The organism is Mesorhizobium sp. M7A.F.Ca.US.005.03.1.1, from assembly GCF_003997975.1.
GTDB classification, from domain to species: Bacteria; Pseudomonadota; Alphaproteobacteria; order Rhizobiales; family Rhizobiaceae; genus Mesorhizobium; species Mesorhizobium ciceri.
Genome location: NZ_RZRO01000056.1, coordinates 1 through 26772 on the forward strand (window position 1 = coordinate 1; position 26772 = coordinate 26772).

Annotated in this window: 28 protein-coding genes, 2 pseudogenes and 1 riboswitch; of the genes and pseudogenes, 22 read left to right on the forward strand and 8 right to left on the reverse strand. The window is 62.8% G+C overall.

Annotated features, from left to right (window positions below):
• Nucleotides 1-117 precede the first annotated feature (117 nt).
• Together ribB and EN990_RS21710 are read left to right on the forward strand one after the other, a co-directional pair.
• On the forward strand, nt 118-1218 hold the full coding sequence (ribB, locus tag EN990_RS21705; protein WP_127370339.1) for a 3,4-dihydroxy-2-butanone-4-phosphate synthase: 1101 nt from the start codon (nt 118-120) through the stop codon (nt 1216-1218).
• A gap of 33 nt (nt 1219-1251) precedes the next feature.
• A pseudogene (locus EN990_RS21710) lies at nt 1252-1796 on the forward strand (GNAT family protein).
• 37 nt (nt 1797-1833) lie between these two features.
• Here EN990_RS21710 and EN990_RS21715 read toward each other — a convergent pair.
• On the reverse strand, nt 1834-3057 hold the full coding sequence (locus EN990_RS21715; protein WP_027164157.1) for an MFS transporter: 1224 nt from the start codon (nt 3055-3057) through the stop codon (nt 1834-1836).
• Nucleotides 3058-3177: 120 nt separating this feature from the next.
• On the opposite strand from EN990_RS21715, the gene EN990_RS21720 reads away from it, so the two are divergent.
• Together EN990_RS21720 and EN990_RS21725 are read left to right on the forward strand one after the other, a co-directional pair.
• Nucleotides 3178-3786 (forward strand): TetR/AcrR family transcriptional regulator, encoded by a 609-nt coding sequence (locus EN990_RS21720; protein ID WP_013532796.1) that lies wholly within the window; start codon nt 3178-3180, stop codon nt 3784-3786.
• A 289-nt stretch (nt 3787-4075) separates the two neighbouring features.
• Nucleotides 4076-5059 (forward strand): hypothetical protein, encoded by a 984-nt coding sequence (locus tag EN990_RS21725; RefSeq protein ID WP_063167669.1) that lies wholly within the window; start codon nt 4076-4078, stop codon nt 5057-5059.
• A 122-nt stretch (nt 5060-5181) separates the two neighbouring features.
• On the opposite strand, the pseudogene bluB reads toward EN990_RS21725, so the two are convergent.
• Nucleotides 5182-5907, reverse strand: a pseudogene (gene bluB, locus EN990_RS36250) (5,6-dimethylbenzimidazole synthase); the annotation flags it as partial.
• A 2-nt stretch (nt 5908-5909) separates the two neighbouring features.
• A riboswitch (cobalamin riboswitch) is annotated at nt 5910-6090 on the reverse strand.
• 121 nt (nt 6091-6211) lie between these two features.
• Between bluB and EN990_RS21735 the strand changes: the two are divergent.
• The 6 genes from EN990_RS21735 to EN990_RS21760 all read left to right on the forward strand — a co-directional run bounded on the left by EN990_RS21735 (nt 6212) and on the right by EN990_RS21760 (nt 11228).
• A complete protein-coding gene (locus EN990_RS21735; RefSeq protein ID WP_024503603.1) occupies nt 6212-7138 on the forward strand; it encodes a histone deacetylase family protein in 927 nt (308 codons plus the stop codon).
• Between the two features lie 3 nt (nt 7139-7141).
• Nucleotides 7142-7393, forward strand: coding sequence for an exodeoxyribonuclease VII small subunit (locus tag EN990_RS21740; RefSeq protein WP_013532792.1), 252 nt, complete (start codon nt 7142-7144; stop codon nt 7391-7393).
• A gap of 110 nt (nt 7394-7503) precedes the next feature.
• Entirely contained in the window at nt 7504-7770 is a 267-nt protein-coding gene (locus EN990_RS21745; RefSeq protein WP_013532791.1) for a DUF2277 domain-containing protein, read from the forward strand.
• A 39-nt stretch (nt 7771-7809) separates the two neighbouring features.
• Nucleotides 7810-8730, forward strand: coding sequence for a pirin family protein (locus tag EN990_RS21750; protein ID WP_127385448.1), 921 nt, complete (start codon nt 7810-7812; stop codon nt 8728-8730).
• Between the two features lie 142 nt (nt 8731-8872).
• Nucleotides 8873-10786: a 1-deoxy-D-xylulose-5-phosphate synthase gene (gene dxs, locus EN990_RS21755; protein ID WP_127368845.1), complete on the forward strand. Its 1914-nt coding sequence runs from the start codon at nt 8873-8875 to the stop codon at nt 10784-10786.
• Nucleotides 10787-10934: 148 nt separating this feature from the next.
• Nucleotides 10935-11228: a hypothetical protein gene (locus EN990_RS21760; RefSeq protein WP_024503606.1), complete on the forward strand. Its 294-nt coding sequence runs from the start codon at nt 10935-10937 to the stop codon at nt 11226-11228.
• 88 nt (nt 11229-11316) lie between these two features.
• Here the strand turns inward: EN990_RS21760 and EN990_RS21765 are convergent, their stop codons facing one another.
• Both EN990_RS21765 and EN990_RS21770 read right to left on the reverse strand, forming a co-directional pair.
• A complete protein-coding gene (locus tag EN990_RS21765) occupies nt 11317-12468 on the reverse strand; it encodes a GNAT family N-acetyltransferase (RefSeq protein WP_013532787.1) in 1152 nt (383 codons plus the stop codon).
• The gene (locus EN990_RS21770; RefSeq protein WP_032809851.1) at nt 12465-13460 is read right to left on the reverse strand and encodes a sterol desaturase family protein; all 996 of its coding nucleotides are present in this window, start codon (nt 13458-13460) and stop codon (nt 12465-12467) included. Before EN990_RS21770 ends, EN990_RS21765 begins: the two co-directional genes overlap by 4 nt.
• Before the next feature lie 325 nt (nt 13461-13785).
• On the opposite strand from EN990_RS21770, the gene EN990_RS21775 reads away from it, so the two are divergent.
• Complete coding sequence (locus EN990_RS21775) at nt 13786-14550, forward strand: TlyA family RNA methyltransferase (RefSeq protein ID WP_127368844.1); 765 nt, start codon at nt 13786-13788, stop codon at nt 14548-14550.
• Complete coding sequence (locus EN990_RS21780; RefSeq protein ID WP_127368843.1) at nt 14547-15788, forward strand: class I SAM-dependent RNA methyltransferase; 1242 nt, start codon at nt 14547-14549, stop codon at nt 15786-15788. Before EN990_RS21775 ends, EN990_RS21780 begins: the two co-directional genes overlap by 4 nt.
• A gap of 16 nt (nt 15789-15804) precedes the next feature.
• Here the strand turns inward: EN990_RS21780 and EN990_RS21785 are convergent, their stop codons facing one another.
• Entirely contained in the window at nt 15805-16464 is a 660-nt protein-coding gene (locus EN990_RS21785; RefSeq protein WP_164766139.1) for a transglutaminase-like cysteine peptidase, read from the reverse strand.
• Between the two features lie 199 nt (nt 16465-16663).
• On the reverse strand, nt 16664-16786 hold the full coding sequence (locus EN990_RS36710; RefSeq protein WP_281039798.1) for a hypothetical protein: 123 nt from the start codon (nt 16784-16786) through the stop codon (nt 16664-16666).
• A 73-nt stretch (nt 16787-16859) separates the two neighbouring features.
• On the opposite strand from EN990_RS36710, the gene EN990_RS21795 reads away from it, so the two are divergent.
• Nucleotides 16860-17153, forward strand: coding sequence for a hypothetical protein (locus tag EN990_RS21795; protein ID WP_245460953.1), 294 nt, complete (start codon nt 16860-16862; stop codon nt 17151-17153).
• Nucleotides 17154-17178: 25 nt separating this feature from the next.
• Here the strand turns inward: EN990_RS21795 and tldD are convergent, their stop codons facing one another.
• On the reverse strand, nt 17179-18591 hold the full coding sequence (gene tldD, locus EN990_RS21800) for a metalloprotease TldD (protein WP_024503610.1): 1413 nt from the start codon (nt 18589-18591) through the stop codon (nt 17179-17181).
• A gap of 157 nt (nt 18592-18748) precedes the next feature.
• Nucleotides 18749-19303: an invasion associated locus B family protein gene (locus EN990_RS21805; protein ID WP_013532781.1), complete on the reverse strand. Its 555-nt coding sequence runs from the start codon at nt 19301-19303 to the stop codon at nt 18749-18751.
• Nucleotides 19304-19562: 259 nt separating this feature from the next.
• Here EN990_RS21805 and coxB point away from each other — a divergent pair, with 259 nt between their 5' ends.
• From coxB to EN990_RS21850, 9 genes are all read left to right on the forward strand, one after another.
• Nucleotides 19563-20579 (forward strand): cytochrome c oxidase subunit II, encoded by a 1017-nt coding sequence (gene coxB, locus EN990_RS21810; protein ID WP_032809847.1) that lies wholly within the window; start codon nt 19563-19565, stop codon nt 20577-20579.
• 38 nt (nt 20580-20617) lie between these two features.
• Nucleotides 20618-22270, forward strand: coding sequence for a cytochrome c oxidase subunit I (ctaD, locus tag EN990_RS21815; protein WP_013532779.1), 1653 nt, complete (start codon nt 20618-20620; stop codon nt 22268-22270).
• A 75-nt stretch (nt 22271-22345) separates the two neighbouring features.
• Nucleotides 22346-23290 carry a heme o synthase gene (locus EN990_RS21820; protein WP_013532778.1) on the forward strand — a complete coding sequence of 315 codons (945 nt, stop codon included), beginning with the start codon at nt 22346-22348 and terminating at the stop codon, nt 23288-23290.
• A gap of 2 nt (nt 23291-23292) precedes the next feature.
• On the forward strand, nt 23293-23451 hold the full coding sequence (locus EN990_RS21825) for a hypothetical protein (RefSeq protein ID WP_013532777.1): 159 nt from the start codon (nt 23293-23295) through the stop codon (nt 23449-23451).
• On the forward strand, nt 23451-24083 hold the full coding sequence (locus EN990_RS21830; protein ID WP_127369542.1) for a cytochrome c oxidase assembly protein: 633 nt from the start codon (nt 23451-23453) through the stop codon (nt 24081-24083). The genes EN990_RS21825 and EN990_RS21830 overlap by 1 nt, the downstream gene beginning before the upstream one ends.
• A 1-nt stretch (nt 24084) precedes the next feature.
• Nucleotides 24085-24966 carry a cytochrome c oxidase subunit 3 gene (locus tag EN990_RS21835; RefSeq protein WP_024503615.1) on the forward strand — a complete coding sequence of 294 codons (882 nt, stop codon included), beginning with the start codon at nt 24085-24087 and terminating at the stop codon, nt 24964-24966.
• Between the two features lie 127 nt (nt 24967-25093).
• Nucleotides 25094-25549, forward strand: a complete 456-nt coding sequence (locus EN990_RS21840; protein ID WP_245268567.1) for a L,D-transpeptidase family protein — start codon at nt 25094-25096, stop codon at nt 25547-25549.
• A gap of 21 nt (nt 25550-25570) precedes the next feature.
• The gene (locus EN990_RS21845; RefSeq protein WP_024503617.1) at nt 25571-25957 is read left to right on the forward strand and encodes a DUF983 domain-containing protein; all 387 of its coding nucleotides are present in this window, start codon (nt 25571-25573) and stop codon (nt 25955-25957) included.
• Nucleotides 25954-26709, forward strand: a complete 756-nt coding sequence (locus tag EN990_RS21850; RefSeq protein ID WP_164766140.1) for an SURF1 family protein — start codon at nt 25954-25956, stop codon at nt 26707-26709. Before EN990_RS21845 ends, EN990_RS21850 begins: the two co-directional genes overlap by 4 nt.
• The last annotated feature ends 63 nt before the right edge of the window (nt 26710-26772 follow it).

A 26772-nucleotide genomic window follows, 5' to 3' on the forward strand; every position in this document is an offset into this window, starting at 1 on the left:
GAATAGGGGAATAGGGGAATATGTTGCGCTCTTAGCCCGGCCGGCCAAATCTTTTTGCTTTTCCCTACTCCCTTACTGCCCTACTCCCTTATTCCCCTGCGAGCAAAGCGAGCACTTATGCCTTACGACCAGAAGAAAATCGTCGAAGCCCTGCGTGCTTTCGAACGCGGCGAGATCGTCGTCGTCATGGATGATGACGGGCGCGAGAACGAGGGCGACCTGATCGTCGCCGCTGTCCACTGCACGCCCGAAAAGATGGCGTTCATCGTTCGCCACACCTCCGGCATCGTCTGTACGCCGATGCCGCGCGAAGAAGCCAAGCGGCTGAACCTTGCCCCCATGGTCGCCGACAACGATTCCGCCCACACCACCGCTTTCACCGTCAGTGTCGATTTCAAGCATGGCACCACGACCGGCATCTCGGCCGAAGATCGCACTTTGACCGTTCGCAATCTTGCCAACGGCAATGTCGGTGGCTCGGATTTCGTCCGGCCCGGCCACATCTTTCCGCTGATTGCGCGCGAAGGCGGCGTGCTGATGCGCTCAGGCCATACCGAAGCAGCGGTCGATCTGTGCAAGCTCGCCGGCCTGCCGCCGGTCGGTGTCATTTCCGAGCTGGTCAATGATGACGGCACCGTCAAGCGCGGTCCGCAGGTGCAGGCTTTCGCCGAGGAGCATGGCCTCAAGCAGGTTTCGGTCGCCGACCTCATCGCCTACCGGCAGCGCAAGGAAACGCTGGTCGAACGCGTCGCCTGCTCGGAAATCGACACGCTCGGCGGCAAGGCACAGGTCTTCACCTACACGCTGCCGTGGGACTCCATGCATCACGTCGCCATCGTCTTCGGCGACATTCGTGACGGCGAGGACGTGCCGGTGCGTCTGCATTCCGAGGATGTGGTGACCGATGTCTTCGGCACCAGCCACCGGCTCGACGCCATCATTAAGACAATGGGCGAGCGCAGGCGCGGTGTCATCGTCTATCTCAGAGAAGGCTCCGTCGGCGTTGCGCATCAGGAGCGCAAGCGGCCGGCAAGCGGCGACCGCGAGGATCACGAAGAGGCGCGCCGCCGTGAAAACGAGTGGCGCGAGATCGGGCTAGGCGCCCAGATACTCAAGGATCTCGGCATCTCCTCGATCAACCTGATCGCCTCGCGCGAACGCCACTATGTCGGCCTCGAAGGTTTTGGCATCCACATCGCCAAGACCGAGATCCTCTGAGCCTCCCGTCGATCCGGTTGCCGGAGAAGACGGATGAATGCGTCTCTGCCTACCAGCCAGCGCAGCGAACGGCTTTTGCTGCGCCGCCCAGAAGAGAGGCTGATCTGGATTTCCTGATCGACCTCTTTTCGCGCCGGGAGCTTGTTGCTCATCGTCCGGACCCTGTCCCGGATACAGCCCAGCAGAGCGCCGCGCGGCTGACGCGCGACATCGGTCATTGGGACAAGCACGGCTTTGGCCGCTGGGCGGTCGAGGCGGATGAAAAGCTGGTCGGCTTCGGCGGCGTCACGGTATCGGCGGATTTCGACGGTCTGAACCTGTCCTATCATCTTCATCCGGCGAGCTGGGGACATGGCTATGCCACGGAATCGGTGATGGAAGCACTGCGCACCGCGTTCGGCCCCTTGCGTGCCGATCGGGTTGTCGGCATCGTCCGCCCCGCCAATCCGGCTTCGCGACGGGTGCTGGAGAAATGTGGCTTCGTCTTCGAAAAAGAGGTGATGCTGCACGGGGCGCCAACGATAGTTTTGGCATTGGCGCACCCAAGAAGAGTCAATATTTCAGGCCCGGCCGCCTAGAGCGGCGCGCCCGGCCTAAGGCCCGGGCGCGCCGGAACTATTCCGCAGCAATCGCGGCTGCTTCGCATCCGTCCATCTCGCACTCAGCCGTGGCAAGGCTGCGCTGGCCAAGCAGCACCGTGGCCAGCGCGATCGTGCCTGAAGCCACAGAGACCCAGAACCCGTTCTGGGCACCGAACGCATCGACCACCGCGCCGGCCGCGAACGAGCCGAGCGCCATGCCGATGCCGATGCCGGTCATGACCCAGGTAATGCCTTCGGTCAGCATCGCCTCCGGCACATGCCGCTCGATCAGGCCGAAGGCGGTGATGAAGGTCGGCGAAATCGCCACGCCGCTGATGAACACAGTCAGCGCCAGCAGTGGCACGGTGTCGGCGGTGAGCGGCAACAGCGTGCCGAGCGCGACGAGGGCGACTGCGATGGCGAGCTGGCGTTGCAGCGGCGCCTTCAGGCTGAGCGCGCCGACGATGATACCGAGCACGAACGATCCCAGCGCATAAACGCCGATGACAAGGCTGGCGGCGCCGGGCTGGCCAAGCTCCTTGGTGATCGCCACGGTGCTGACTTCCGTCGTCGCGAAGGTCGCGCCGATGAAGATCAGGGCGAAGGTGATGATCTGAACCGGCCGCAGGCGGATCGCCGAGCCGCTTGAGCCATGGTCCACCGGCCGCACTTGCGGCTCCGTCGAGCGTTGCAGGATGAAGGCCGCTGATCCGAATGCGAGAAATAATGTGCTCACCAGAACGCCGGCTTCCGGGAACAGGGCAGCACTGAGACCGACCGATAGCGATGCCCCGGCGATATAGACCAGTTCATCGGCCGCGGACTCGAAGGCGAATGCGGTGTTCATCTGCGGCCGTCCGCGGAAAATCTCTGTCCAGCGCGCCCGCACCATCGCCGGCATGCTTGGCATGGCCGCGGCCAGTAGGGCCGACACGAACAGCGTCCACACCGGCCAGTCCTGGTTGGCCGCCGCTATCAGGACGGCGAAAGCCAGCACCGCGATGATGGTGGTGGGCACGACGATCCGTGTCTGGCCCAGGCGGTCCACCAGTCTGGATATCTGCGGCGCAACGAAAGCGTTGGCCAGCGCGTATGTTGCCGAGACGGCTCCGGCCAGCCAGTATTCGCCACGCGTCTGCGACAGCATCGCCACGATGCCGATGGGCGCCATGGCGATCGGCAGGCGCGCCATGAATCCGGCGGCCGCAAAGCCCTTGGCTCCGGGGGCACGAAAGATTTCCGAATAGGGATTTTGCATGGGTGGTTCCTCGACAAAGGACGATTCGGCAATTACATACGAAGCGTATGCTTGTTAAATAGAGCATACGCCGCGTATGTCAATTGGCATACGTTACGTATGTGAATAGGGCCAGAAGCCATGCACAGACCCCGCAAGGAGATGATCGCCGAGACGCGCGCAAAGCTGATCGCGGCGGCCCGCCATGCCTTCGGCACAACAGGCTATGCGGAAGCCTCGATGGATGATTTCACCGCTTCGGCCGGGCTGACGCGCGGCGCGCTCTATCATCATTTCGGCGACAAGAAGGGGCTGCTGCAGGCGGTCATAGCCCAGATCGACGGCGAGATGGCGGCGCGCATCAATGAGGTCGCGTCGAGAGCGCCGACCCGCTGGCAGCATTTCGTCGACGAGTGCTCGACCTATATCGAGATGGCGCTGGAGCCGGAAATCCAGCGCATCATGTTCCGGGATGGCCCGGCCGTGCTGGGGGATCCAGCGCAATGGCCGAATGCCAGTGCGTGCATCGTGTCAATGACCGACCATCTGACCGCGCTGCAGGAGGAGGGGGTCGTTGTCTCGAGCCTCGACCCCGAGACGGCCTCGCGACTGATCAACGGAGCGAGCAGCCAGGCAGCGCAACGGATCGCCAATTCGGACGACCCCGAAGCGACGTCCAAGAAGGTGGTGACGGCGTTCAAGCAACTGCTCGAAGGCCTGCTCAAGAAGCCGGATCCGCAGTCGAATTGAAGTTCCCACCGGAGCTTTTCGTGCCGGCAGCTGTTCCCGATAGGAATTTTTTCTCGACACCTGCCCTCAGCTAAGGTACATATTCGTCCATGGTGCTGATTTGCGCCGGTGACCCGCCGCACAGGCGGGTTTTTCGTTTGATGCTCCGTCAGACAATGCGCCGGCGAAAGGCTGCGAAAGAAAACCGTTGCCCAGAATTCGTCGCCCTGTGGTGCCAGGGCCGGCAATTGACAATCGTCGGGTTGAGTTCATCCTCTTCCACCATCTCTGAGGCGGAGATTCGGGGCACATGTGGGATTTCGAGATCGGCCGGTCGGTGTCCATCATGATGCGGACCTGGCCGTTCATCGTCTTTCGTATGATCGTCTATTTCGGCATCACGCTGGCCTACATCATGGCGACCGGCACCGGTGCCTCGGTCGGCTATGGTGTCGGCCATATCTCCACCGATCCCGACGGGCCCATGTCCTTTGCCCTGTGGGGCGGCGTGGTCGGGTTTGGCATCGTCTCGATCGCGGTCTACTGGATCCGTGAATACATCCTCTATATCGTCAAGGCCGGCCACATCGCCGTCATGGTTCATCTGATCGACGGCCGCGACATTCCCGGCGGTCAGGACCAGATCGCCTACGCCAGGGATGTCGTCACCCAGCGTTTTGCCGAGGCCAATATCCTTTTCGTCGTCGACCAACTCGTCAAGGGTGCCATCCGCGCCATCACCGGCCTGCTCGGCGGTATCGCCGCCTTCCTGCCGATACCGGGCCTGAGCGGCCTGGTCTCCTTCATCAACACGGTGATCCGCCTGTCGCTGACCTATGTCGACGAGATCATCCTCGGCTACAACATCCGCATCAATTCAGCCTCACCCTTCGAGACGGCGCGCCAAGGCGTCGTGCTCTATGCCCAGAACGGCAAGGTCATGGTCAAGAACGCCGTCTGGCTGGCGGTCATCATGTGGGGCGTGTCGTTCGTCATCTTTCTGATGATGCTGGCGCCTGCCGGCGCCATTCTGTTCCTGATGCCCGGCCAGCTCGCCGGCTGGGCCTTCGTGCTCGCCATCGTCTTCGCCTGGGCGTTCAAGGCGGCCTTCATCGAGCCTTTCGCCATCGCTTGCCTGATGCAGGTCTATTTCAAGACCATCGCGGGCCAGGTGCCGGATCCGGCCTGGGACGCCCGGTTGGCCGAGGCGTCGTCGAAGTTCAGGGAGCTCAAGGACAAGGCGCTCGCCTCCTTCGGCGGTTCGCGCTGGGGTACGGCCGGCGCCACACCCTGATCGGCCGGGCAGGTGGTGTCTGGTGAGGCAGAAACGGTGTTGAGGCGCGCCACGGTGGACTTGAGCTGTGCCTCGCCTTGCCCGGAAAACGTCTCGCTCATGATCAGTTCCGGCAGCGGCAGCCGCCGTCCCCAACCATGCGTTTCAAGGTCCGGTTTGGAAGCGAACTCGGAAACACGGCCGACGCAGAGATAGGCGATTGGCGTTACGTGATCCGGAATGGCCAACAGCCGCTTCAGCGCCTCAGCCTCGATGATGCTCACCCAGCCGACGCCAACGCCCTCGGCACGCGCGGCCAGCCAGAAATTCTGCACCGCGCAGACGGTGCTGTAGAGATCCATCTCCGGATTGTGCCAGCGTCCCAGCGGCGAACCCTTCGAGCGCTGCCGGTCGCAAGTGATGCAGATGTTGAGCGCGCTTTCGCAGATGCCTTCCAGCTTGAGCTTGCGGTACAGCGCCTGTTTTTCCGCCTCGATCGCCGGCAGTTCCTGCTCGCGCGCGGCCAGGAACAGGTCGCGCACCTCCGCTCGTCGTCCGGCATCGCGAATGACAATGAAATTCCATGGCTGCATGAAGCCGACCGATGGCGCGTGATGGGCGGCAAGCAGCAGCCGCGCCAGCACGTCGTCATCGATCGCGTTGGGCAGGAAATGGCTGCGCACGTCGCGCCGCGTGAACATGGCGCGATAGACCGCATCGCGCGCATTCTGGTCGAATCCATCGTCAATGGCAGCGGTCATATGTTCCGGCATCGCTTGTCCCCTTGCGATTGCAGATTCAAAACGGTCAGAGCGTACGCTGTGCGTCCAAATGGACGCACGTCGCTCTGATGCCACCCGCCCGACCATGCGGATGACGATGCCTGCCAGGCCGGTCTTCTGGCTTGGGATCAACCCGCGTCCGGTGCCTTCCCGTCATCGACAGTGGCATTTACCGGCGCGGTCCCCCTCACAGCGTTGGGCACGCCACGGAATTCAACCGTGTTCCCGATTCTCCCGCTTGCGGCGGGCACCAGGCAGTACCAAGGACTTTACGCCGAAGCGCCGGCGGGGCCAATGCCTGCGGCGACACGAATGGACGCAGGCGCGATTTTCCCCAGTCATCGGCCGCCCGTGCATGGCCTTTGTCGATCGGGGTCACTAGATTAGGACGATGACCACCCGTCTCTACACGCATCCGATCTTCCTCGAGCATCTCACGCCGCCCGGACATCCCGAGCGGCCCGACCGCCTGCGCGCCATCGAGCGCGTGCTCGATGAGGAAGCCTTTGCCGCGCTCGATCGTATCCAGGCGCCGGAAGGCGACGAGGCCACCATCCTCTACGCGCATCCCGCCGATTTCGTCGCCCGCGTGCGCGCCGCCATCCCCGACGAGGGGATTGCCCGCATCGATGCCGACACCACTGCCAGTCCGAAGAGCTGGCAAGCGGCGATCACCGCGATCGGCGCCGCCAACGCCGCCGTCGATGATGTCTTTTCGGGCCGCGCCGACAACGTCTTCGTCGCCGCCCGGCCGCCCGGCCATCATGCCGAAAAGACCACGGCCATGGGCTTCTGCCTGTTCAACACGGCGGCGATCGCGGCGCGTTATGCGCAGAAGAAACACGGTGTCGAGCGCGTTGCCATCGTCGACTGGGACGTGCATCACGGCAATGGCACGCAGGATATTTTCTGGGACGATCCCTCGGTGCTCTATTGCTCGACACACCAGATGCCGCTTTATCCCGGCACCGGAGCGAAGACCGAAACGGGCGCCGGCAATATCGTCAACGCACCGCTGGCGCCGCAGACCGGCAGCGAAGTGTTTCGCGATGCCTTCCTGTCGCGCGTCCTGCCCGCGCTCGACAATTTCGCGCCCGACCTGATCATCATTTCGGCCGGGTTCGACGCGCACCACCGCGATCCGCTGGCCGAGATCAATCTGACCGAGGATGATTTCGACTGGGCGACCGGCCAGTTGATGCAGCGCGCGGCACGCCACAGCGGCAACCGGCTCGTAAGCCTGCTCGAGGGCGGCTACGATCTGCAGGGATTGGCATTTTCGGTCGCCGCCCATGTCGGGCGACTGATGAAAGGATGAATGATGGCTGGTGAGACCAACGAAGACGTCAAGGCGATGAGCTTCGAGCAGGCACTCGATGCGCTGGAGAAGATCGTCGATGATCTGGAGCGTGGCGACGTGCCGCTCGACCAGTCGATCAGGATCTATGAACGTGGCGAGGCGCTGAAGGCGCATTGCGACCGGCTGCTGAAGGCCGCCGAGGACAAGGTCGAGAAGATCAGGCTGTCGCGCGACGGCAAGCCGGTTGGAACGGAGCCGCTCGACGCGGATTGAGGCCGGTCCGAACGATGGCCTCGCCTCACCGGTTTTTGGACATGATCATGATCGAGGCTATAACTCGTTCCGATTGAAACAGCTCAAGGACAAGAGGAGATACGGAAGCGATGTGCAGAAACATCAAGACCCTGTTCAATTTTGATCCGCCGGCAACCAATGACGAGGTGCGCGACGCGGCCCTTCAGTTCGTCCGCAAGCTGAGCGGAACGACGCGACCCTCGAAGCAGAACCAGCACGCCTTCGATCATGCCGTCGACGCCATCGCGGCCTCGGCGCGCGAACTGCTCGATTCCCTGGAAACCCATCAGCATCCGCGCAATCGCGAAGAGGTGGCGGCCAAGCTGCGGGCAAAGGCGGCCATCCGCTTTGCCTGATGCGGCCAGGCGGCCTTCGACCACCGACAAGGAGAGTCCATGAGCTTCTTCCCCGGGAAAGACCCTGAGGTGGGCGATGCGTTCGCCAGCGATCAGATCGAATTGATGGTCGTTCCGAACGCCAAGGACATCGGTGGTTTTCAGGTGCGCCGTGCCCTGCCAACGGCAAAAAGGCGGTTGGTCGGTCCGTTCATCTTCTTCGACCGCATGGGTCCCGCGATCCTGCGGGCCGGCCAGGCGCTGGACGTCCGTCCGCATCCGCATATCGGACTGTCGACGGTCACCTATCTGTTCGACGGCAAGATCCGGCACCGCGACTCCCTCGGCACCGAAATGGTCATTCAGCCCGGCGACGTGAATTTGATGACCGCCGGCCGCGGCATCGTCCATTCGGAGCGTACGCCGGAGGAACTGCGTGGCGCGCCGATGTCGATATCCGGCCTGCAGACATGGCTGGCGCTGCCGGACGACAAGGAAGAGGTGGCTCCTGTGTTCGAGAACACAGGAGCGCTCAGGCTTCCCGAGATTGATGCCGAAGGCGTCAACGGGCGCCTCATCATCGGCGATTTCCAAGGATTACGGTCCCCGGTCAGGGCCGATTCGGAGACGCTCTACGCCGACCTGCGCCTGGCGCCCGGCGCCAGCGTGAAAATCCCTGCCGATGCGGAAGAGCGCGCCATTTACACGCTGGAAGGCGAGGTCTCGATTTCGGGCGATGTGTTCCCAGCCGAACGGCTGCTGGTCTTCCGTCCCGGTGACGAGATCGTCGTGTCGTCGCAGACCGGGGCGCATTTCATGCTGTTCGGCGGCGCCTCTCTTGGTTCGAAGCGTTACATCTGGTGGAATTTCGTCTCGTCGTCGAAAGAGCGTATCGAACAGGCGAAAGAGGAATGGAAGACAGGCCGCTTCGACATCGTTCCAGGAGACGAGGAAGAGTTCATTCCGCTGCCGGAAAGCTGATGCCTGTCGCCCAAAGTGGCCCGGTTTTGGGGAAACGACCTGCATAGAAGCAAAAGACCACAGTCTGATCCGCGTCACTGACACGCATTTACTTTCGCCGGCCGGCGGCCTATTTCGCCCATCAACCGAAAGCCTGAGCACCGTGAACGCAACGCCGCATACGCCGCTTCTCGACAAGACCCGCATCCCGGCCGACCTGCGCACGCTTGCCGAGAGTGAGCTGCCGCAACTGGCGTCCGAGCTTCGCGCCGAGCTGGTCGACGCGGTATCCCGCACGGGTGGTCATCTGGGCGCCGGCCTTGGCGTGGTCGAGCTGACAGTGGCGCTGCACTATGTCTTCAACACCCCCGATGATCGGCTGATCTGGGATGTCGGCCACCAGGCCTATCCGCACAAGATCCTGACCGGCCGCCGCGACCGTATCCGCACGCTGCGCCAGGAAGGCGGCCTGTCCGGCTTCACCCGCCGCGCCGAGAGCGAGTACGATCCCTTCGGCGCTGCCCACTCCTCGACATCGATATCGGCCGGCCTCGGCATGGCCGCGGCCCGCGATCTCTCCGGCGGCCGCAACAATGTCATCGCCGTCATCGGCGACGGCGCCATGTCTGCCGGCATGGCCTACGAGGCGATGAACAATGCCGGCGCACTCGATGCACGGCTGATCGTCATTCTCAACGACAACGACATGTCGATCGCGCCGCCAACCGGCGCCATGAGCGCCTATCTGGCGCGGCTGGCCTCCGGCAAGGCCTATATCGGCCTGCGCGATTTCGGCAAAAAACTGACGTCTTATCTCGGCAAGCGCGCGGATCGTGCGATCACAAGGGCGGTCGAGCATGCACGTGGCTACGTCACCGGCGGCACGCTGTTCGAGGAACTCGGCTTCTATCACATCGGCCCGATCGACGGCCACAATCTGGAACATCTGATCCCGGTCCTGAAAAATGTCCGAGACAATGGCGAAGGCCCGGTGCTCATCCATGTCGTCACCCAGAAGGGCAAGGGCTATGCGCCGGCGGAAGCCGCCGCCGACAAATATCACGGCGTCAACAAGTTCGACGTCATCACCGGCGCGCAGGCCAAGGCGCCGGCCAACGCACCGGCCTACACCAAGGTGTTCGCCGAAAGCCTGGTCCAGGAGGGCCGCGAGGACGACCGCATCGTCGCCGTCACCGCAGCCATGCCGAGCGGTACCGGCCTCGACCTGTTCGGCGAAGCGTTCCCGTCGAGGACCTTCGATGTCGGCATCGCCGAACAGCACGCGGTGACCTTCGCCGCCGGCCTCGCCACCGAAGGCTACAAGCCGTTCGCGGCCATCTATTCCACCTTCCTGCAGCGCGCCTACGACCAGGTCGTCCACGACGTCGCCATCCAGAAATTACCGGTGCGCTTTCCCATCGACCGCGCCGGCTTCGTCGGCGCCGATGGCGCCACCCATTGCGGCGCCTTCGACACCACCTTCCTGGCGACACTGCCGGGCTTCGTGGTGATGGCGGCGGCCGACGAGGCGGAGCTGCGCCACATGGTACGCACCGCGGCAAGCTATGATGACGGCCCGATCGCCTTTCGCTATCCGCGCGGCAATGGCGTTGGCGTCGACATGCCGGAGCGTGGCTCCGTGCTCGAAATCGGCAAGGGCCGCATCGTCAGGGAGGGCACCAAGGTAGCATTGCTGTCCTTCGGCACACGGCTGCAGGATTGCCTGATCGCCGCCGAGGAGCTAGGGGCTGCCGGGCTTTCCACCACGGTCGCCGACGCCCGTTTCGCCAAGCCGCTCGACGAGGATCTGATCCGGCGGCTGGCCCGCTCGCATGAGGTTCTGGTGACGGTGGAGGAGGGCGCCGTCGGCGGCTTCGCCAGCCATGTGCTGCAGTTCCTCGCCCATGAAGGCCTGCTGGAAAGCGGCCTGAAGGTGCGCCCGCTGGTGCTGCCCGACGTGTTTACCGACCACGCCAAGCCGGAAAAGATGTATGCCGATGCCGGGCTCGATGCTGCCGGCATCGTGCGCACCGTGTTCGTCGCGCTCGGGCATACGGTTCGCGCCCAGCGCGCCTGAATCAAAGTCTCAGTGACTTGAATCAGTTTGCCGGCCAACGTTCTTAACGCGTTGTTTACGCTGCCGTTTGGCGCTTTGCTTACCGTGTCTCTTGGCCGTTTTTCAACGGCGCCCTGCTAGATCGTGATCAGGCAGGGAGACAGCAACAATGAAAACGCTTCTGTGCGGCGCAGCGCTTTGCGCCGTCATCGTCGCGCCGGCCACAGCCGAAACGCGCTATGATCGCAGCCTCGAAAAGGCGGCCATGGGCATCGTCGCCGGCAAGATGGGCGACATCCGCGGCGGCTTTTCCTTCAAGCAGGTGCCGCAACTGGTGGTTCTGCCGGCCCCCGTTCCCGCACCTGCGGTTGCCATCGAGCCTTCACGCGAGCAAGCGTCGGGAGGGCGTGCGGATGGGTTGTCTCCGGCCGTCGAGCGCCCGGTTTCGCGAAGCGTATTCTGAGCTAGAGACCAGCAAGCCCTGATCGGGATTGCCCGATCGTTTCATCGTGCTTTGCCGCTGTGCGGGTGATCTAAAGGCGTCGGCACTGCTACTCCGCCGCCACCAGCTCCGCTTGTTGCGCCGGTTTCTCGGGGCGCCAGGATTGCGCCGCGTGGCGGGCGCGGTCTGCCAAGGCGGCAAGGCGTCCGCGCAGGTTTCGTCCACCCACCACTGACGACAAGATCACCGAATGCGTCGCAAAGCGGCGCTTGAAATCCTCGCCGCCGCAGAGAAAATCGATCGTGGTCAAGCCCCTGTCGAACGACCACTGGATGTAATCCATCATCAAGACCATGCCCGGCGAGGCCCGTTCGAAGGCCGGATCATAGGTGGTGACGAAAGCCATCATCGTTCCATGCTGCTCGAAATTGATCGATATGGCGATGATCTCGTCTTCGCGTTCGAGCACGAAAATGCGCAGCAACCCAAGCCCGGCCAGAACCGAGATCAGTGCCGGCAGCGCGGGGGAACCTTCGTCGAACAGGTCCGAGACGCGGCCGTGTTTTGCGAGCCATAGCCGCTTCAGCGCCGCGACGCGTTCCAGCACCGGCTCGCGGGCTTCGTGCGCATCCATCAGGCGGAAACGCAGCGCGCCGCCTTCCTCCATGAATTTGTAACCACGGCGATAGTTTTGCCGGGTTTTCTTCGACTGGCTTTCAAACCATTGTGCGCCGCGTTGTCCGGCGCTGGAAACTCGGTAGCTGACCTCGCTGCGGTGGCTCGGCTGCAAAATGCTGCCCTGGCCTGGGGCGGCGGGACCAAGCAGGGTCCGGAATCGAGCATCGGGCAACAGCCGATTGAGATACGCAAGATCGAAGCCGCCATCGTCGAGGATATGTTGCCAGAGTTGCGGCAGGATCTGTGGCTCTGCATCGGGAGCAAGCAGGACATCGCCATAGTCGCAGTGATCCTTCGCCGCCCATTCCAGCATACGGATGCCCGAGCGCCAGAAGGTCGCGAGCGCAATGACCGCCTCGAGGCGCTCGCCGCTCCAGACCAGGCCGATCCTGAGGCCGCGGCGGTCCTGATGCGGTGTGGTGTGCCACCAGGCCGAGATCCAGTCGGGATGCTGGAAAACGAGGCCGCCGGCGCGTTGCCAGAGCGCTGCCCAGGCGGGCGCGATTTCTGCCAGTCGCTCTGGCGAGGTTGCAATTTCGATCCGGTGCGCTTGCTGCATCCGGAACACGGCCGGTCCGTTCATGGCTTGCCCCCCTGCGGCGATTGCTGTGGCTCGGGCTTGTCGGCGCGGAAATGTCTGGCGATCTGCCGCCACATCCGCTGCAGCGGCATGACATAGAGGCCTGCGAGCGACTGGTAGTCGCGCACGTTGCGTTCGATCAAACCGAACTTGAAGTCCTCGTCGGGTCTCGGAACGCACAGAGTTCCGAAGAGCCGATCCCAAAACGAGAAGAGCAGCCCGAAGTTCTTGTCGTAATGGCGCGGGTCGGTGCTGTGGTGCAACTGATGCCAGTGTGGGCACAGGATCAGATTGTTCAACGGCCCAAACGAGATCTTGAAATGCGTGTGCCTGACGAAATCCATCATCAGGATGTTGCGTATGATGTAGACGTTGACGCCGAAGACCGTCAGTTCAACCAGGTTCAGCGACACCAGCGACCAGATGCCGAAGCAGATGCCGGGAATGACGCCGTCCCAGGCCCGGTTCATCAATTCGTCGAGCGGGTGGACGCGATCCTTGGTGATGCCGACCATCACCTCGGCCGAATGGTGCACCTTGTGCAGTTCCCAGAGCACCGGGTAGCGGTGCTGGGCGACATGATAGAGATAGTACGAAATGTCGTAGGCAAGCAGCATGGTGAGGGTGAAGATCGTCACCGTCACAGGCCCCGCCGGCCCCTCGATCAGAGGCGGCTGGATTGCCAGCAGCGTGGAGAGCAACCAGTTCGTCGCATAGCCGACGGCGCTGACGAAGACGACGCCGGCGGGCAGCATGAGGAATGGCATCAGCGCCTTCCGCGTCACCCAGAACAAAAGGTCGGCTTTCGCCGAAGGATGCGTGATGACCTCATGCGGGACCGCGAACTCGAAGAACTCTTTCCAGCTCTTTTTCTCGACCGTGCGCCAATAGGCGACCAGGGCACTGGCCAAAGCAGTCAGCAACAGAAGTCCGGTCGCCAGCAGGCCGGCGCCGGAAATCCGGTCAAGAACCTTGTAGACGATGTCGCTGGCCATTTCCAAAGTTGCCGCCTCTCCATCCGGGTTTTCCCGTCGTCGCGGTCATAACATTGAAGTCCTCAAGCAAATGCGATGAAAATTGGTTAAGAAATCATGAGGCTTTCTAGATTGTTGGTATTTACCCGCAGGCGGTGAGACCTCATGCTTCGGCGTCATCCGTCTCAACGGGCGTAACGCATGGGTATTCATAAGGATGGTCGGCGGGACGGAACGCCTCACCATCGTCGCCGTGCAAGATGCTGAGCGTGATGATGGGAACGGGAGACGAAATGCTTCCATGTGGCGCTCTTGCCATCGTCGTCGGCTTTCGCCATGAAGGCCGATGAATTCGCCTCTGCCAGCCAGCGCACGCCAGCGGCTCGACGACCTGCTCGTCCAGCGCGGGCTGTTTGCCAGCCGCTCACGTGCCCGCGATGCGGTCGAGCGCGGCACTGTGACCGTCGACGGCGTCATTGCGCGCAAGCCCGGCCAGAGCGTTTTGCCGCAATGTCACGTTGCCATCGATGATCCGGCGCAAGGCTATGTGTCGCGCGCGGCACTCAAGCTGATCGGCGGGCTCGATCATTTCGGCCTCGATCCTGCCGGCCGTGAAGCGCTCGACATCGGCGCCTCGACCGGCGGCTTCACACAGGTGTTGCTCGAGCGCGGCGTGGCCCATGTCACCGCCGTCGATGTCGGTCATGGCCAGATGCATCCTGATATCGGCGGCGACCCGCGTGTGACGGTGATCGAAGGGCTGAACGCCCGCGACCTCGCCGTCACCGATCTCGGCGGGCGTATTCCGGATTTCATCGTCTCCGACGTCAGCTTCATCTCGCTGAAACTGGCGCTGCCGCCGGCCCTTGGCCTGGCCAAGGCTGGCGCAAAGGCCATGTTTCTGGTCAAGCCGCAATTCGAGGCCGGCAGGGAAGCGATCGGCAAGGGTGGTCTGTTGAAGGATCCCTTCGACGCCGCCCGTGTCGCCGGCCTGCTGCAGGATTGGCTGGACTCCGTTCCCGGCTGGCGCTCGCTGGGGCTGCATCTGTCGCCGATCGATGGCGGCGACGGCAATCGCGAATTCCTGCTCTGTGGGATCAAGGACCGATGAGCGCGCGCTTCAGCATCAGGAAACTTGGCGCCCAGGGCGACGGTGTCGCCGAGACCGAGACAGGCGATCTGTTCATTCCCTTCACACTGCCCGGTGAAACGGTCACCGCCGCGCGCGAAAGGGATCGCGCCATGCTGATGGCGGTGCTGGAAGCATCGCCGCTGCGCATCGATCCCGCCTGCCGCCACTTCACCGAATGCGGCGGTTGCGCGCTCCAGCATTTCGAAGCCGAAGCCTATCGCCGGTGGAAGCGCGAAAAAGTGGCGCACACCCTGAAGGGCAAGGGCATCGATTGCGAGATCGGTGACCTGGTCGCCTGCGCACCGCAGACGCGCCGCCGTGTCGTGCTTGCCGCCCGGCGCACCGAGACAGGCATGCTGCTCGGCTTCCATCGCCATCTGTCGCCGGAGATCGTCGCCATATCGGAATGCCCGATCTCGCTGCCGGAGATCGTTGCCGCCCTCGATCGCTTGAGGGCGCTCGCCGAATTGGTCTGCGCAACCACCAAATCGTTCCGGCTGGCGGTCACCGTGACCGGTTCGGGGCTCGATGTCGCGGTTCACGAATCCGGCAAGCTCGGGGAGCACCAGCGCCGGATCGCGGCTAACTTCGTCATGGCGCAGGGCTTTGCCAGGCTGTCCATCGATGACGAAATCATTATCGAGCCGAAAAAGCCGGTGGTCATGTTCGGCAGCGTCGCTGTCGCCTTGCCCCCGGGCGCGTTCCTGCAGGCAACCGAGGCCGCCGAACAGGCGATGGCCGACATCGTCGGCGGACATCTGAAGCGTGCCAAGAAGGTGGCGGATCTTTTCGCCGGTTGCGGTAGCTTTGCTCTGCGCCTGGCCGCGAAGTCGGAAGTCCATGCGGTGGAAGGCGATGCGGCAGCGCTTTCAGCGCTCGACCGTGGATCGCGCTTCGCCACCGGCTTGAAGCGGGTGACGGGCGAACGCCGCGACCTGTTCCGCCGGCCGCTGACGTTCAAGGAGTTGAATGCGTTCGACGGTGTGGTGTTCGACCCGCCGCGCGCCGGCGCCGAGGACCAGTCGAAGCAGATCGCCCGCTCGGATGTTCCCTACGTTGCTGCGGTGTCCTGCAATCCGGTGACGCTGGCTCGCGACCTGCGCATCCTCATCGACGGCGGCTACGCCTTGAAGAGCGTGACGCCGATCGACCAGTTCCTGTGGTCGCCGCATGTCGAAGCGGTGGCACTGCTGGAGAAGCCGAAGAAGCGGCGATAGCCTGGAGGCTTCGGCCCTACGAACTTGGCGACAGTCGTTTCGACGTGCCGCCGCGTTGGTTGATCGACACCCAGGTGTTTGGGTTCTGCTGCGACTGGCGTTTCACGAAGTAATAGCCCGTCGCGTTCCAGGGCCTGATCTCATTGACCAGATTGTCCAGGACAAGATCGCCCTTGTCGGTTTTCACCGTCAGAATGGTGTGGCCTTCATTGTCCAGGTCGCGCACCACGGTCATCAGCAACGCTTGCCGGGGGAATCCCGCTGCCAGAAGAAGCTTGCGCTTGTAGAGCGCGTAGATCTTGCAGTCGCCCTTGCCGTCCACCGGATAGTCCCAGTGATCCGCCATCGTACCCCAGTGATCGAAATTGCTGACGGGTTTGATGGCGCTGTTCGCCTTGTGATTTATCCGCTTGAGGATGCGTAGGTTCTGCGCGGTCAGCTTGACATTCGCCGCCGGCAGAGCGGGCACCTTGCACTCCTTTGGCCGGCGATGGCAGAAATCGACCCAACCGTAGGGGACGCTGGTGCTTCCACCAACTGCGGCAGATTGCGTCGATCGCGACTTGAACAATGTCGACTGTGCCGCCGCCGGACTGGCTTGCAACCATGTCGCGCCAATCAACGAAACGAAGCCAAGCAGGAAAGAGGAGGTCAGGACGCCGGGGGAACGCCGCATTGCCAACACCACCGCAACCAGAAGGCCGGCACTGCGTTCGTGCGGAAACGGCAGCCCAGGCAGTTAAACACCTAACAATTTCCTAATGCCGATTGTGTTTACTTCAAGGTGCAGCCGGGGAATTCAAACTGGAAAACGCAAGCATCAGCGGGCGCATTCGGTCTGACTCGACCATCAGGGCGCCAGCGACGGACCTTTGTCATGCTTCCTGCAAGCTGTCATATCCCGCCGTCTTTGCAGCCTTGAGGAAATTACGATCAAAGGTTGCAAAGCCAGCGCCATGAGCTGATTTCCCCAGATGCAGAGCATCTGCGAAATCCATTCCCTTCTTCGCGAGGTCGAGTGCGGACGACACCACCGCGCTGTCGCGACCTCTACTGTTGGGAGCCCGCCAAATGTCCGCAGCGCGATGTCAGGCGCCGCATAACCGTAAGCGCCGGCGCAGCTCTCATATGGCGCTCTCGGGTGCGCTCGTCGCCTGGATTTTGCGAAAGATCGCTCGAACCGGGCTATTGCCGTCCTACGCACTTGGCATCGCGGCCATGACGTTTGTCGCAGCTGCGCTGTATGTCTCCGGCCATGACGGGACCGTCGACTACCTGAGTGCTTGGTTCAAATATGCGATCGGTGGCGTCATCGCCTTCCTGATTCTCTACACGACTTCGCGCCGGTCTATCGGCAAGGCATAACGGCCCGGCCAGTTGGGCCGTTCGCTCAGACCCGCGTGCCGCCCACCGTCATCTGGTTCATGCGCAGATGCGGCTGGCCGACGCCGACCGGCACGCCCTGTCCGGCCTTGCCGCACATGCCGATGCCGGTGTCGAGCTTCATGTCGTTGCCGATCATCGAGACGCGATGCATGGCGTCCGGACCGTTGCCTATCAGCATCGCGCCCTTGATCGGCTGCGTCACCTTGCCGTTCTCGATCATGTAGGCCTCGGTGCAGCCGAACACGAATTTGCCCGAGGTGATGTCGACCTGGCCGCCACCGAAGGAGACGGCATAGATGCCGTTCTTGACCGAGGCGATGATTTCGTCCGGCTCCATGTCGCCCGCCGTCATATAGGTGTTGGTCATGCGCGGCATCGGCTGGTGTGCGTAGCCTTCGCGGCGGCCGTTGCCGGTTGCCTTCATGCCCATCAGCCGGGCGTTCTGGCGATCCTGCATGTAGCCGACCAGCTTGCCGTCCTCGATCAGCACATTGCGGGCTGAAGGCGTGCCTTCGTCGTCGACTGTCAGCGAGCCGCGCCGCTCGGGCATCGTGCCGTCGTCGACGACGGTCACCCCCTTGGCGGCGACCTGCTGGCCGAGCAGTCCGGCGAAGGCCGAGGTCTTCTTGCGGTTGAAATCGCCTTCCAGCCCATGGCCGACGGCCTCGTGCAGCATGACGCCCGGCCAGCCGCTGGACAAGACGATGTCGAAAGTGCCGGCCGGCGCCGGTATCGCCTCGAGATTGACCAGGGCTTGCCTGAGCGCCTCCTTGGCGGCGTGCTTCCAACTGTCCTCGACCAGGAATTCGCCAAACGCCTTGCGGCCGCCCATGCCGTAGGAGCCGCTCTCCTGGCGGTCGCCATTGCCGACAACGACGGAGACGTTGACGCGGACCAGCGGGCGGATGTCGCGCACCATTTGGCCGTCGGCGCGCACGATCTCGACATGCTGCCAGGATGCGGCGAGCGATGCCGAAACCTGCCGCACGCGTGGGTCCTCGGCGCGCAGCCAGGCGTCGATTTCCTGCAGGAGCTTTGCCTTGGCCTCGAAGGAGGGCGAGGGGATCGGGTTCTCTTCGCCATAGAGATGGCGGTTGGTGCGGGCGGGTGCGGCGGCAAGCGTGCCGGAATAGCCGCCCTTGACGGTCGAAACGGCATCGGCCGCGCGCAGCAGCGAAGCTTCGGAGAGATCGCTGGAATGGGCATAGCCGCTGGCTTCGCCGGCAACCGCGCGCAGGCCAAACCCTTGGTCGGTGTTGAAGTTGGCGGTCTTCAGCCGGCCATTGTCGAACATCAGCGCTTCGCTCTCGCTGTATTCGAGGAACAGCTCGCCGTCATCGGCGCCGTTGATGGTTTCGGCGACGATCTGCTTGATGCGATCGTCTGAAATGTCGAATTGGCCGATCAGGCTGTTCATGGCGCGTCCGTTCACAGGAGGAATGGGTCTTTGCCACGATGTAGGCGCGAAGGTGCGCCGAGACAATCGCTCAGCCGCATTGTGAAGACAAAAGCGGTTTGCCAGCAGACCGTCGACGTCACTTCTGGTTGATGAAGCCGGTGATGTCGCCGGGCTTTCAGGGGAGGGCGGCGAAGCCGTCGGCAAAACCCTTGAGGTCGACCGGGATGCCGATGCCTTCTTCCGGGGTCTGGAAGACAATGAAGGTGGCCGACGTGCCGGTCTTCAGCGTGTCGAGAAGCGGCTTTTCGAGGATAACCTCGGCATAGCAGCCGTCCTGGAAACAGCGCACGAAATAGGCGCGACCGATGTCCTTGCCGTCGACATTGAGGCCAAGCCCGTTGGGCAAAAGCACGCCGAGCGGCGCCAGAACGCGCAGGATCTCCGCCTTGTTGTCGGCGGTGCGCAGCACGACGACCGACAGTCCCATCTCCGGACGGTCCTCGGCGACGACGTTCTGCATCATCACGCATTGTTCCGAGGTGGCACCGGCCGGCGTGTCGCAGATGATCGACCATGCGCCATGCGTCGAGCGAACGGTACCGCTCGGTTGCGCGGCGTTCGCCGTGCCGGACACGATCGCGGACAAGCCGATGCCAGACAGGGCGGCGAAAAAGATGACCTTCGCCCAGTTTCTCGAAAACCGAGAGTTTCTCGAAAGCCAGTAATTCATGACGGCTCCATTGCGAATCACGGCACTTTAAGCCGCGCCAAAGCCAAGTAAAGGACGAGACCGCACCAGGTCTGCCCCGAAAAAGCCAATACGGCGCTTTTCCCTGCCAATTTCGCCCGAATTGCGACGTTCGGCACGTGCGGCCCGCGGGAATGCCGCTGTGGGTTCAATGTAGGCGATTCGGGGCTGCCGCGGCTGCCTCCAAAGGCACATCCGGGCTTGCGCGCAAAAATGCCGCACGGTTTCGTCCGCTCCTTTCTTGCGGAGGGAAAAAGAGTATGGTTTGAACCAGCTTGAAACTGTCGGGATTCCCGTCCCGGCATTGTTCGTTATTCTCGTGGGTACCACAGCGAGGAACTGGGAGACGATGAGGGCGATGAGAAATTTCCTGGCAAACGCCAAGGTTCCAGCAAGTGCCAAGTTTCTAAGTGCTTGTGCCGCTATCACGTTTTTCGCCGGCGCATCCGCCCATGCCGACCAGCCCAAGAACTGGGAGACAACCTTCCAGGCGCCGGCGACCGACATGATGCGGCAGATCGAGTGGTTCGGGAACTACACGATGTGGTTCATCGTCCCGATCACCATCCTGGTGCTGATTCTTCTCGCCTATTGCATCATCAGATTCCGCGCGAGCGCCAACCCGGTTCCGTCCAAGACCAGCCACAACACGTGGATCGAGTTGATCTGGACGATCGGACCTGTCGTCATCCTGCTCCTCATCGCTATCCCCTCGTTCCAGTTGCTGACCGCGCAATACACGCCGCCGGAAGAAGCAAAGCTGACCGTCAAGGCGACCGGCAACCAGTGGAACTGGGACTACGAGTACCAGACCGACAACACGCTCTCTTTCAACTCCGCGATCCTCCAGGACGCCGAACGCGCCGCTGCCGGCAAGGAGGACCGCAAGGTCTACCCGCGCCTGCTGGCCGTCGACAACGAGCTGGTCGTGCCGGTCAACACCATGACCCGCGTGCTCGTCACCGCGACCGACGTGATCCACTCCTTCGCCATGCCGTCGTTCGGCATCAAGATCGACGCCGTTCCGGGTCGCACCAACGAGACCTGGTTCAAGGCGGAGAAGGAAGGTATTTTTTACGGCCAGTGCTCGCAGCTCTGCGGCAAGGACCATGCCTTCATGCCGATCGCCATCCGCGTCGTCTCCGATGCGCAGTTCAAGACCTGGCTGGCGGCAGCCAAGACCGATCTGCCCGGCGCCAACAAGACGCTGATGGCCGAGGTCGACGGCCAGAACAAGGTAGCGGCCGCCGGCAACTGATGCCGCGGGTTAGCAAGATTTAGGGAACGGAGCGGAACATGGCAGACGCTGCAGCTCACGACGGGCACGACCACAAGCCTTATCACGGCTGGGTGCGCTGGGTTTATTCGACCAACCACAAGGACATCGGCACGCTCTACCTGATCTTCGCGATCATGGCCGGCATCATCGGCGGCGCCTTGTCGGTCGCCATCCGCATGGAGCTGCAGGAGCCTGGCATCCAGATCTTCAGCGGTCTGGCGCAGATGGTCTACGGCATGAACGGTGACGCCGCGATCGACGGCGGCAAGAGCATGTACAATGCCTTCGCCACCGCGCACGCCCTGATCATGATCTTCTTCATGGTCATGCCGGCGCTGATCGGCGGTTTCGCCAACTGGATGGTCCCGATCATGATCGGCGCGCCCGACATGGCGTTCCCGCGCATGAACAACATCTCCTTCTGGCTGCTGCCGCCGGCCTTCATCCTGCTGCTCACCTCGATGTTCATGCCGAGCGCACCGGGTGCCTATGGCGTCGGTGGCGGCTGGACGCTTTATCCGCCATTGTCGACTTCGGGCCAGCCCGGGCCGGCCATGGATCTGGCGATCCTGTCGATCCACATTGCCGGTGCCTCGTCGATCCTCGGCGCCATCAACTTCATCACCACCATCTTCAACATGCGCGCGCCTGGCATGACGCTGCACAAGATGCCGCTGTTTGCCTGGTCGGTGCTGATCACCGCCTTCCTGCTCCTGCTGTCATTGCCGGTTCTGGCCGGCGGCATCACCATGCTGCTCACCGACCGCAATTTCGGCACCACCTTCTTTGCGCCCGATGGCGGCGGCGACCCGATCCTGTTCCAGCACCTGTTCTGGTTCTTCGGTCACCCTGAAGTGTACATCCTGATCCTGCCGGGCTTCGGCATCATCAGCCACGTCATCTCGACCTTCTCGAGGAAGCCGGTGTTCGGTTACCTCGGCATGGCCTACGCCATGGTGGCGATCGGCGCCGTCGGCTTCATCGTCTGGGCGCACCACATGTACACGACCGGCCTGTCGCTCGACACGCAGCGCTACTTCGTCTTCGCCACCATGGTCATCGCGGTGCCGACAGGCGTGAAGATCTTCTCCTGGATCGCGACGATGTGGGGCGGGTCGATCTCGTTCAAGACGCCGATGCTGTGGGCGCTGGGCTTCATCTTCCTGTTCACCATCGGCGGCGTCACCGGCGTCCAGCTGGCCAATGCCGGCCTCGACCGCTCGCTGCATGACACCTATTTCGTCATCGCCCACTTCCACTACGTGCTGTCGCTGGGCGCGGTGTTCGCCATCTTCGCCGGCTGGTACTACTGGTTCCCGAAGATGACCGGCTACATGTATTCGCCCGTCATCGCCAACACCCACTTCTGGGTCACCTTCGTCGGCGTGAACCTGATCTTCTTCCCGCAGCACTTCCTCGGTCTCGCCGGCATGCCGCGCCGCACCATCGACTACCCCGATGCGTTTGCCGGCTGGAACTATGTGTCGTCCATCGGCTCCTACATCTCGGCCGTCGGCGTCCTGATCTTCCTCTATGGCGTGTTCGAGGCCTTCCAGAAGAAGCGGATCGCCGGCGCCAACCCATGGGGCGAGGGCGCAACGACGCTCGAATGGCAGCTGCCTTCGCCGCCGCCCTTCCACCAGTGGGAACAGCTGCCGAAGATCAAGTAAGGCGGCTGCCCGCTCGAATACGAAACCGCCGGTCCGCCGGCGGTTTTGGCCAACGGATGATGGACTTAAGTACGCATGGCCCTTGTCGACGACCCATTGATTGACGAAGCGGGCTTTCGCATGTCGGAAGCGACGGCGGGCGATTTCTTCGCGCTGCTGAAGCCGCGCGTCATGTCGCTGGTGGTGTTCACCGCCTTTGTCGGCCTGGTCGCCGCCCCCGTGACCATCAACCCTCTGCTGGCGGTGATCGCCATCCTGGCTATTGCGATAGGTGCTGGCGCCTCCGGCGCGCTCAACATGTGGTACGATGCCGACATCGATGCCGTGATGACCAGGACCGCCAGCCGCCCGGTCCCGGCCGGTCGCATCCAGCCGCACGAAGCGCTGACCTTCGGGCTGGTGCTGTCGGTGCTGTCGGTGATGACGCTCGGCGTGCTGGTCAACTGGCTGGCGGCGACGCTGCTGGCCTTCACCATCTTCTTCTACGCCGTCGTCTACACGATGTGGCTGAAGCGCTGGACGCCGCAGAACATCGTCATCGGCGGGGCCGCCGGTGCCATTCCGCCCGTGATCGGCTGGGCCGCGGTGACCGGGACGGTCAGCCTCGAAAGCGTTGTCTTGTTCCTGATCATCTTCCTGTGGACGCCGCCGCATTTCTGGGCGCTGGCGCTGTTCAAGTCCGAGGACTATGCCAAGGCCGGCATTCCGATGATGCCCAACGTCGCCGGCCACGCTTCGACCCGCCGCCAGATCTTCGCCTATGCCCTGGTGCTGGCCCCGGTAGGCGTGCTGCCGTGGCTGCTCGGCTACACCACGCCCTTCTATGGCGTGGCCGCCCTGCTGCTCGGGATCGGTTTTGCCTGGTACGCGTGGAAAGTGCTTGGCATGGCCGACGATGACCGCGTCATGAAACCGGCCAAGGCCCTGTTCGCCTATTCGCTGCTTTATCTCTTCGCCATCTTCGCTGCCTATCTGGCCGACAGCGTTGTCGAACGCGCGCTTGCCATGGGTGGAGCATGACCATGATCGAGGAAAAGCTCGAGACCGTCACGTTGACCGAGCGTCAGAAGAAGGCGCAGCGCAGCCGTTCCATCGCCATCGGCGTGGCGCTGGCGCTGCTGGTGGTCATTTTCTACATCGCGACGATCGTGAAGTTCGGCCACAATCTGGGCACGATGTGATGAGCGTCGAGAAGTCCAGGAAAGCGGCGGGCAAGAACAGCAACGTCATCGTCGCGGCTGTCTGCCTCGCCTTCTTCACCGGCATGATCGGCATGGCCTATGCCGCGGTGCCGCTCTACAAGATGTTTTGCCAGGCGACCGGCTATGGCGGCACGACGCAACGTGCCGAGAAGCAGTATGCCGGCCGCGTGCTCGACCGCGAGATCACCGTCCGCTTCGATGCCAACGTCGCCGGCGTGCCATGGGAGTTCCAGCCGGTCCAGCGCTCGATGACGATGAAGATCGGCGAGACCGTGCAGGCGCACTACCAGGCTACCAACAAGTTCGATCGTCCCGTGACCGGCCGCGCCACCTTCAACGTGCAGCCTGAGCTGGCGGGACCTTATTTCAACAAGGTCGAGTGCTTCTGCTTCACCGACACGACGCTGAAGCCCGGCGAGACGCTGGACATGCCGGTCCTGTTCTACGTGGACCCCGACATCGTCAATGTGCCGGAGCTCAAGGACGTGAAGACGATCACGCTGTCCTACACGATGTTCCCGGTCGAGAAGACCAAGCCGGTCGCCTCCTCGGCGCCGACCGATGGCAACAGCAAGACAATTTCGAATACCGAAGCAAATCTCGGGGGTTGATATGGCAGACGCGCACGCAAAACCACAGCATGACTATCATCTCGTCGACCCGAGCCCATGGCCTTTCCTAGGCTCGGTAGGGGCGCTCGTCATGGCCTTTGGCGGTGTCGCCCTGATGGAATATCTGAAGGGCGGGTCGTTCCCGATCTTCGGCTTCAACATCGCCAATCCGTGGCTGTTCTTCATCGGCCTCGTGATCGTCCTCTACACCATGTTCGCCTGGTGGTCGGACACGATCAAGGAAGCGCATGAGGGTCATCATACGCGGGTCGTGTCGCTGCACCTGCGCTATGGCATGATCATGTTCATCGCCTCGGAGGTGATGTTCTTCGTTGCCTGGTTCTGGGCCTATTTCGATGCCAGCCTTTTTGCCGGTGAGGCACAGAACTACGCGCGCGCCACATTTACTGGTGGCGTCTGGCCGCCGAAGGGCATGGAGGTTCTCGATCCCTTCCATTTGCCGCTCTACAACACCGTCATCCTGCTGCTGTCGGGCACCACGGTGACCTGGGCGCACCATTCGCTTCTTCACGGCGACCGCAAGGGGCTGATCAACGGCCTGGTGCTGACCGTCGGCCTCGGCATGCTGTTCACCATGGTGCAGGCCTACGAATACATGCACGCTCCGTTCGCTTTCAAGGATTCCATCTATGGCGCCACCTTCTTCATGGCGACCGGCTTCCACGGTTTCCACGTCATCATCGGCACCATCTTCCTGTTGGTCTGCCTGATCCGGGCGATGAAGGGTGATTTCACCCCCAAGCAGCATTTCGGCTTCGAGGCGGCCGCCTGGTACTGGCACTTCGTCGACGTGGTCTGGCTGTTCCTGTTCGCCTCGATCTACGTCTGGGGATCGGTCGGCGCGGTGATCGAGGGCCACTGATCCAGGCCTGAGGGATTTTCATTTCTGGAGGCGGCCGCGGCAACGTGGCCGCCTTCTTCTTTTTGGCGCAATGATCGCTGATCGATAGCCAATGCGACTGACAATCTTCCGGGCTATTTGCGCATTGATGATCGGGGCACTCCCGGCCTTTGCCGGCGAGAAGGTGGGCCTGGTGCGTGTTCACAAGGCCGAACGCCGGCTGGAACTGATCGGCGACGGCAAGGTCCTGCGAAACTACGGCATCGCGCTCGGCGGCGATCCCGTCGGGCACAAGCACCAGGAGGGCGATCAACGCACGCCCGAGGGGAACTATGTCCTCGACTGGCGCAACCCGAACAGCATCGCGCATAAATCGATCCATATTTCGTACCCCAATGCCGACGATGAGGCCGCCGCCAAGGCGCGCAATGTCGGCGCGGGCGGCATGATCATGATCCACGGCCAGCCGAATGGTTATGGCTGGTGGGGCTGGCTGCTTCAATTGGTCGACTGGACCGACGGCTGCATTGCGGTTACGGACTCCGACATGGACGAAATCTGGGCGCTGGTGGCCGATGGCACACCGATCGAAATCGAGCGGTAAGCAATGAGCGACGACGCTCCTATGAGTGAAGACAGAGCGATCTGGCCGCCGATCGATCCGATCTCGGCCGGCCTGCATGGCCGCTGCCCGCGCTGCGGCGAGGGGCGGTTGTTCTCCGGCTTCCTCACTGTCGGCAAGCGCTGCGTCAATTGCGGCCTCGATTATTCCTACGCCGATGCCGGCGACGGGCCGGCGGTGTTCGTCATCCTGATCATAGGCTTCCTTATCGTCGGCCTGGCGCTCTGGGTTGAAGTCACGCTTAGCCCGCCGCTCTGGTTGCATCTGCTGGTCTGGATTCCGCTGGCTGTCGTGCTGTGCCTGGCGGCGCTGCGGCTGATCAAAGGCGTGCTGCTGACGCTGCAATACCGCAACAAGGCGGCCGAAGGCCGGTTGGATCGCGGCGAATGAGCGAGGCAACCGTTAAAGCCGATGGCCGATCGCGGCCTAGGACGGCATTGCTGCTCGCCCTAGGCCTTGTGCTGTTCCTGATCCTGCTGGCGCTCGGCACCTGGCAGGTGCAGCGCCTTTATTGGAAGGAAGGCCTTCTGCAGACCATCGACCAGCGCACTCATTCAGCGCCGCGGCCGCTGGCCGAGGTCGAGAAAGAATTCGCAGCCACCGGGGACGTCGATTATACGCCCGTCGCCGTCACCGGGACGTTCCTGCATCAAGGCGAACGGCATTTTTACGCGACCTGGGAGGGTGATGCCGGCTTCAATGTCTACACGCCGCTGGCGCTCGACGACGGCCGCTTCGTCCTGATCAATCGCGGCTTCGTGCCTTACGATCTGAAGGACGCCGCCAAGCGCGCCAAGGGACAGGTGACCGGCAGAGTGACGGTCACGGGGCTCGCTCGCAACCCCCTGCCAGCAAAGCCGTCGATGATGCTGCCCGACAACGATGTGGCGAAGAACATCTTCTACTGGAAGGACCGCGACGTCATGGCGGCGAGCGCGGGCCTGCCGGCTGGGTTCACGCTGGTGCCGATCTTCATCGACGCAGACAAGACGCCAAATCCAGGCGGATTGCCGGTTGGCGGCGTCACCATCATCGATCTGCCGAACAGCCATCTGCAATATGCCGTCACCTGGTACGGGCTTGCCGCCGCGCTCGCCGCCGTGCTCATCCTGCGGCTTCGCCGCCCCGCGAAAGAGGAATGAATGCGAGCGACGCCCCCTTTCTACCGATGCCCTTGACAGGGCAGGGGTGCGCACCTCATTTCG

Excerpts from the sequence above, each read along its gene's own strand:
- ribB (WP_127370339.1), top strand. The coding sequence starts at position 118 with ATGCCTTACGACCAGAAGAAAATCGTCGAAGCCCTGCGTGCTTTCGAA.
- EN990_RS21715 (WP_027164157.1), bottom strand. The coding sequence starts at position 3,057 with ATGCAAAATCCCTATTCGGAAATCTTTCGTGCCCCCGGAGCCAAGGGC.
- EN990_RS21720 (WP_013532796.1), top strand. The coding sequence starts at position 3,178 with ATGCACAGACCCCGCAAGGAGATGATCGCCGAGACGCGCGCAAAGCTG.
- EN990_RS21725 (WP_063167669.1), top strand. The coding sequence starts at position 4,076 with ATGTGGGATTTCGAGATCGGCCGGTCGGTGTCCATCATGATGCGGACC.
- EN990_RS21735 (WP_024503603.1), top strand. The coding sequence starts at position 6,212 with ATGACCACCCGTCTCTACACGCATCCGATCTTCCTCGAGCATCTCACG.
- EN990_RS21740 (WP_013532792.1), top strand. The coding sequence starts at position 7,142 with ATGGCTGGTGAGACCAACGAAGACGTCAAGGCGATGAGCTTCGAGCAG.
- EN990_RS21745 (WP_013532791.1), top strand. The coding sequence starts at position 7,504 with ATGTGCAGAAACATCAAGACCCTGTTCAATTTTGATCCGCCGGCAACC.
- EN990_RS21750 (WP_127385448.1), top strand. The coding sequence starts at position 7,810 with ATGAGCTTCTTCCCCGGGAAAGACCCTGAGGTGGGCGATGCGTTCGCC.
- EN990_RS21760 (WP_024503606.1), top strand. The coding sequence starts at position 10,935 with ATGAAAACGCTTCTGTGCGGCGCAGCGCTTTGCGCCGTCATCGTCGCG.
- EN990_RS21765 (WP_013532787.1), bottom strand. The coding sequence starts at position 12,468 with ATGAACGGACCGGCCGTGTTCCGGATGCAGCAAGCGCACCGGATCGAA.
- EN990_RS21770 (WP_032809851.1), bottom strand. The coding sequence starts at position 13,460 with ATGGCCAGCGACATCGTCTACAAGGTTCTTGACCGGATTTCCGGCGCC.
- EN990_RS21775 (WP_127368844.1), top strand. The coding sequence starts at position 13,786 with ATGAATTCGCCTCTGCCAGCCAGCGCACGCCAGCGGCTCGACGACCTG.
- EN990_RS21780 (WP_127368843.1), top strand. The coding sequence starts at position 14,547 with ATGAGCGCGCGCTTCAGCATCAGGAAACTTGGCGCCCAGGGCGACGGT.
- EN990_RS21785 (WP_164766139.1), bottom strand. The coding sequence starts at position 16,464 with ATGCGGCGTTCCCCCGGCGTCCTGACCTCCTCTTTCCTGCTTGGCTTC.
- EN990_RS36710 (WP_281039798.1), bottom strand. The coding sequence starts at position 16,786 with ATGGATTTCGCAGATGCTCTGCATCTGGGGAAATCAGCTCATGGCGCT.
- EN990_RS21795 (WP_245460953.1), top strand. The coding sequence starts at position 16,860 with ATGTCCGCAGCGCGATGTCAGGCGCCGCATAACCGTAAGCGCCGGCGC.
- tldD (WP_024503610.1), bottom strand. The coding sequence starts at position 18,591 with ATGAACAGCCTGATCGGCCAATTCGACATTTCAGACGATCGCATCAAG.
- EN990_RS21805 (WP_013532781.1), bottom strand. The coding sequence starts at position 19,303 with ATGAATTACTGGCTTTCGAGAAACTCTCGGTTTTCGAGAAACTGGGCG.
- ctaD (WP_013532779.1), top strand. The coding sequence starts at position 20,618 with ATGGCAGACGCTGCAGCTCACGACGGGCACGACCACAAGCCTTATCAC.
- EN990_RS21820 (WP_013532778.1), top strand. The coding sequence starts at position 22,346 with ATGGCCCTTGTCGACGACCCATTGATTGACGAAGCGGGCTTTCGCATG.
- EN990_RS21825 (WP_013532777.1), top strand. The coding sequence starts at position 23,293 with ATGATCGAGGAAAAGCTCGAGACCGTCACGTTGACCGAGCGTCAGAAG.
- EN990_RS21830 (WP_127369542.1), top strand. The coding sequence starts at position 23,451 with ATGAGCGTCGAGAAGTCCAGGAAAGCGGCGGGCAAGAACAGCAACGTC.
- EN990_RS21835 (WP_024503615.1), top strand. The coding sequence starts at position 24,085 with ATGGCAGACGCGCACGCAAAACCACAGCATGACTATCATCTCGTCGAC.
- EN990_RS21840 (WP_245268567.1), top strand. The coding sequence starts at position 25,094 with ATGATCGGGGCACTCCCGGCCTTTGCCGGCGAGAAGGTGGGCCTGGTG.
- EN990_RS21845 (WP_024503617.1), top strand. The coding sequence starts at position 25,571 with ATGAGTGAAGACAGAGCGATCTGGCCGCCGATCGATCCGATCTCGGCC.
- EN990_RS21850 (WP_164766140.1), top strand. The coding sequence starts at position 25,954 with ATGAGCGAGGCAACCGTTAAAGCCGATGGCCGATCGCGGCCTAGGACG.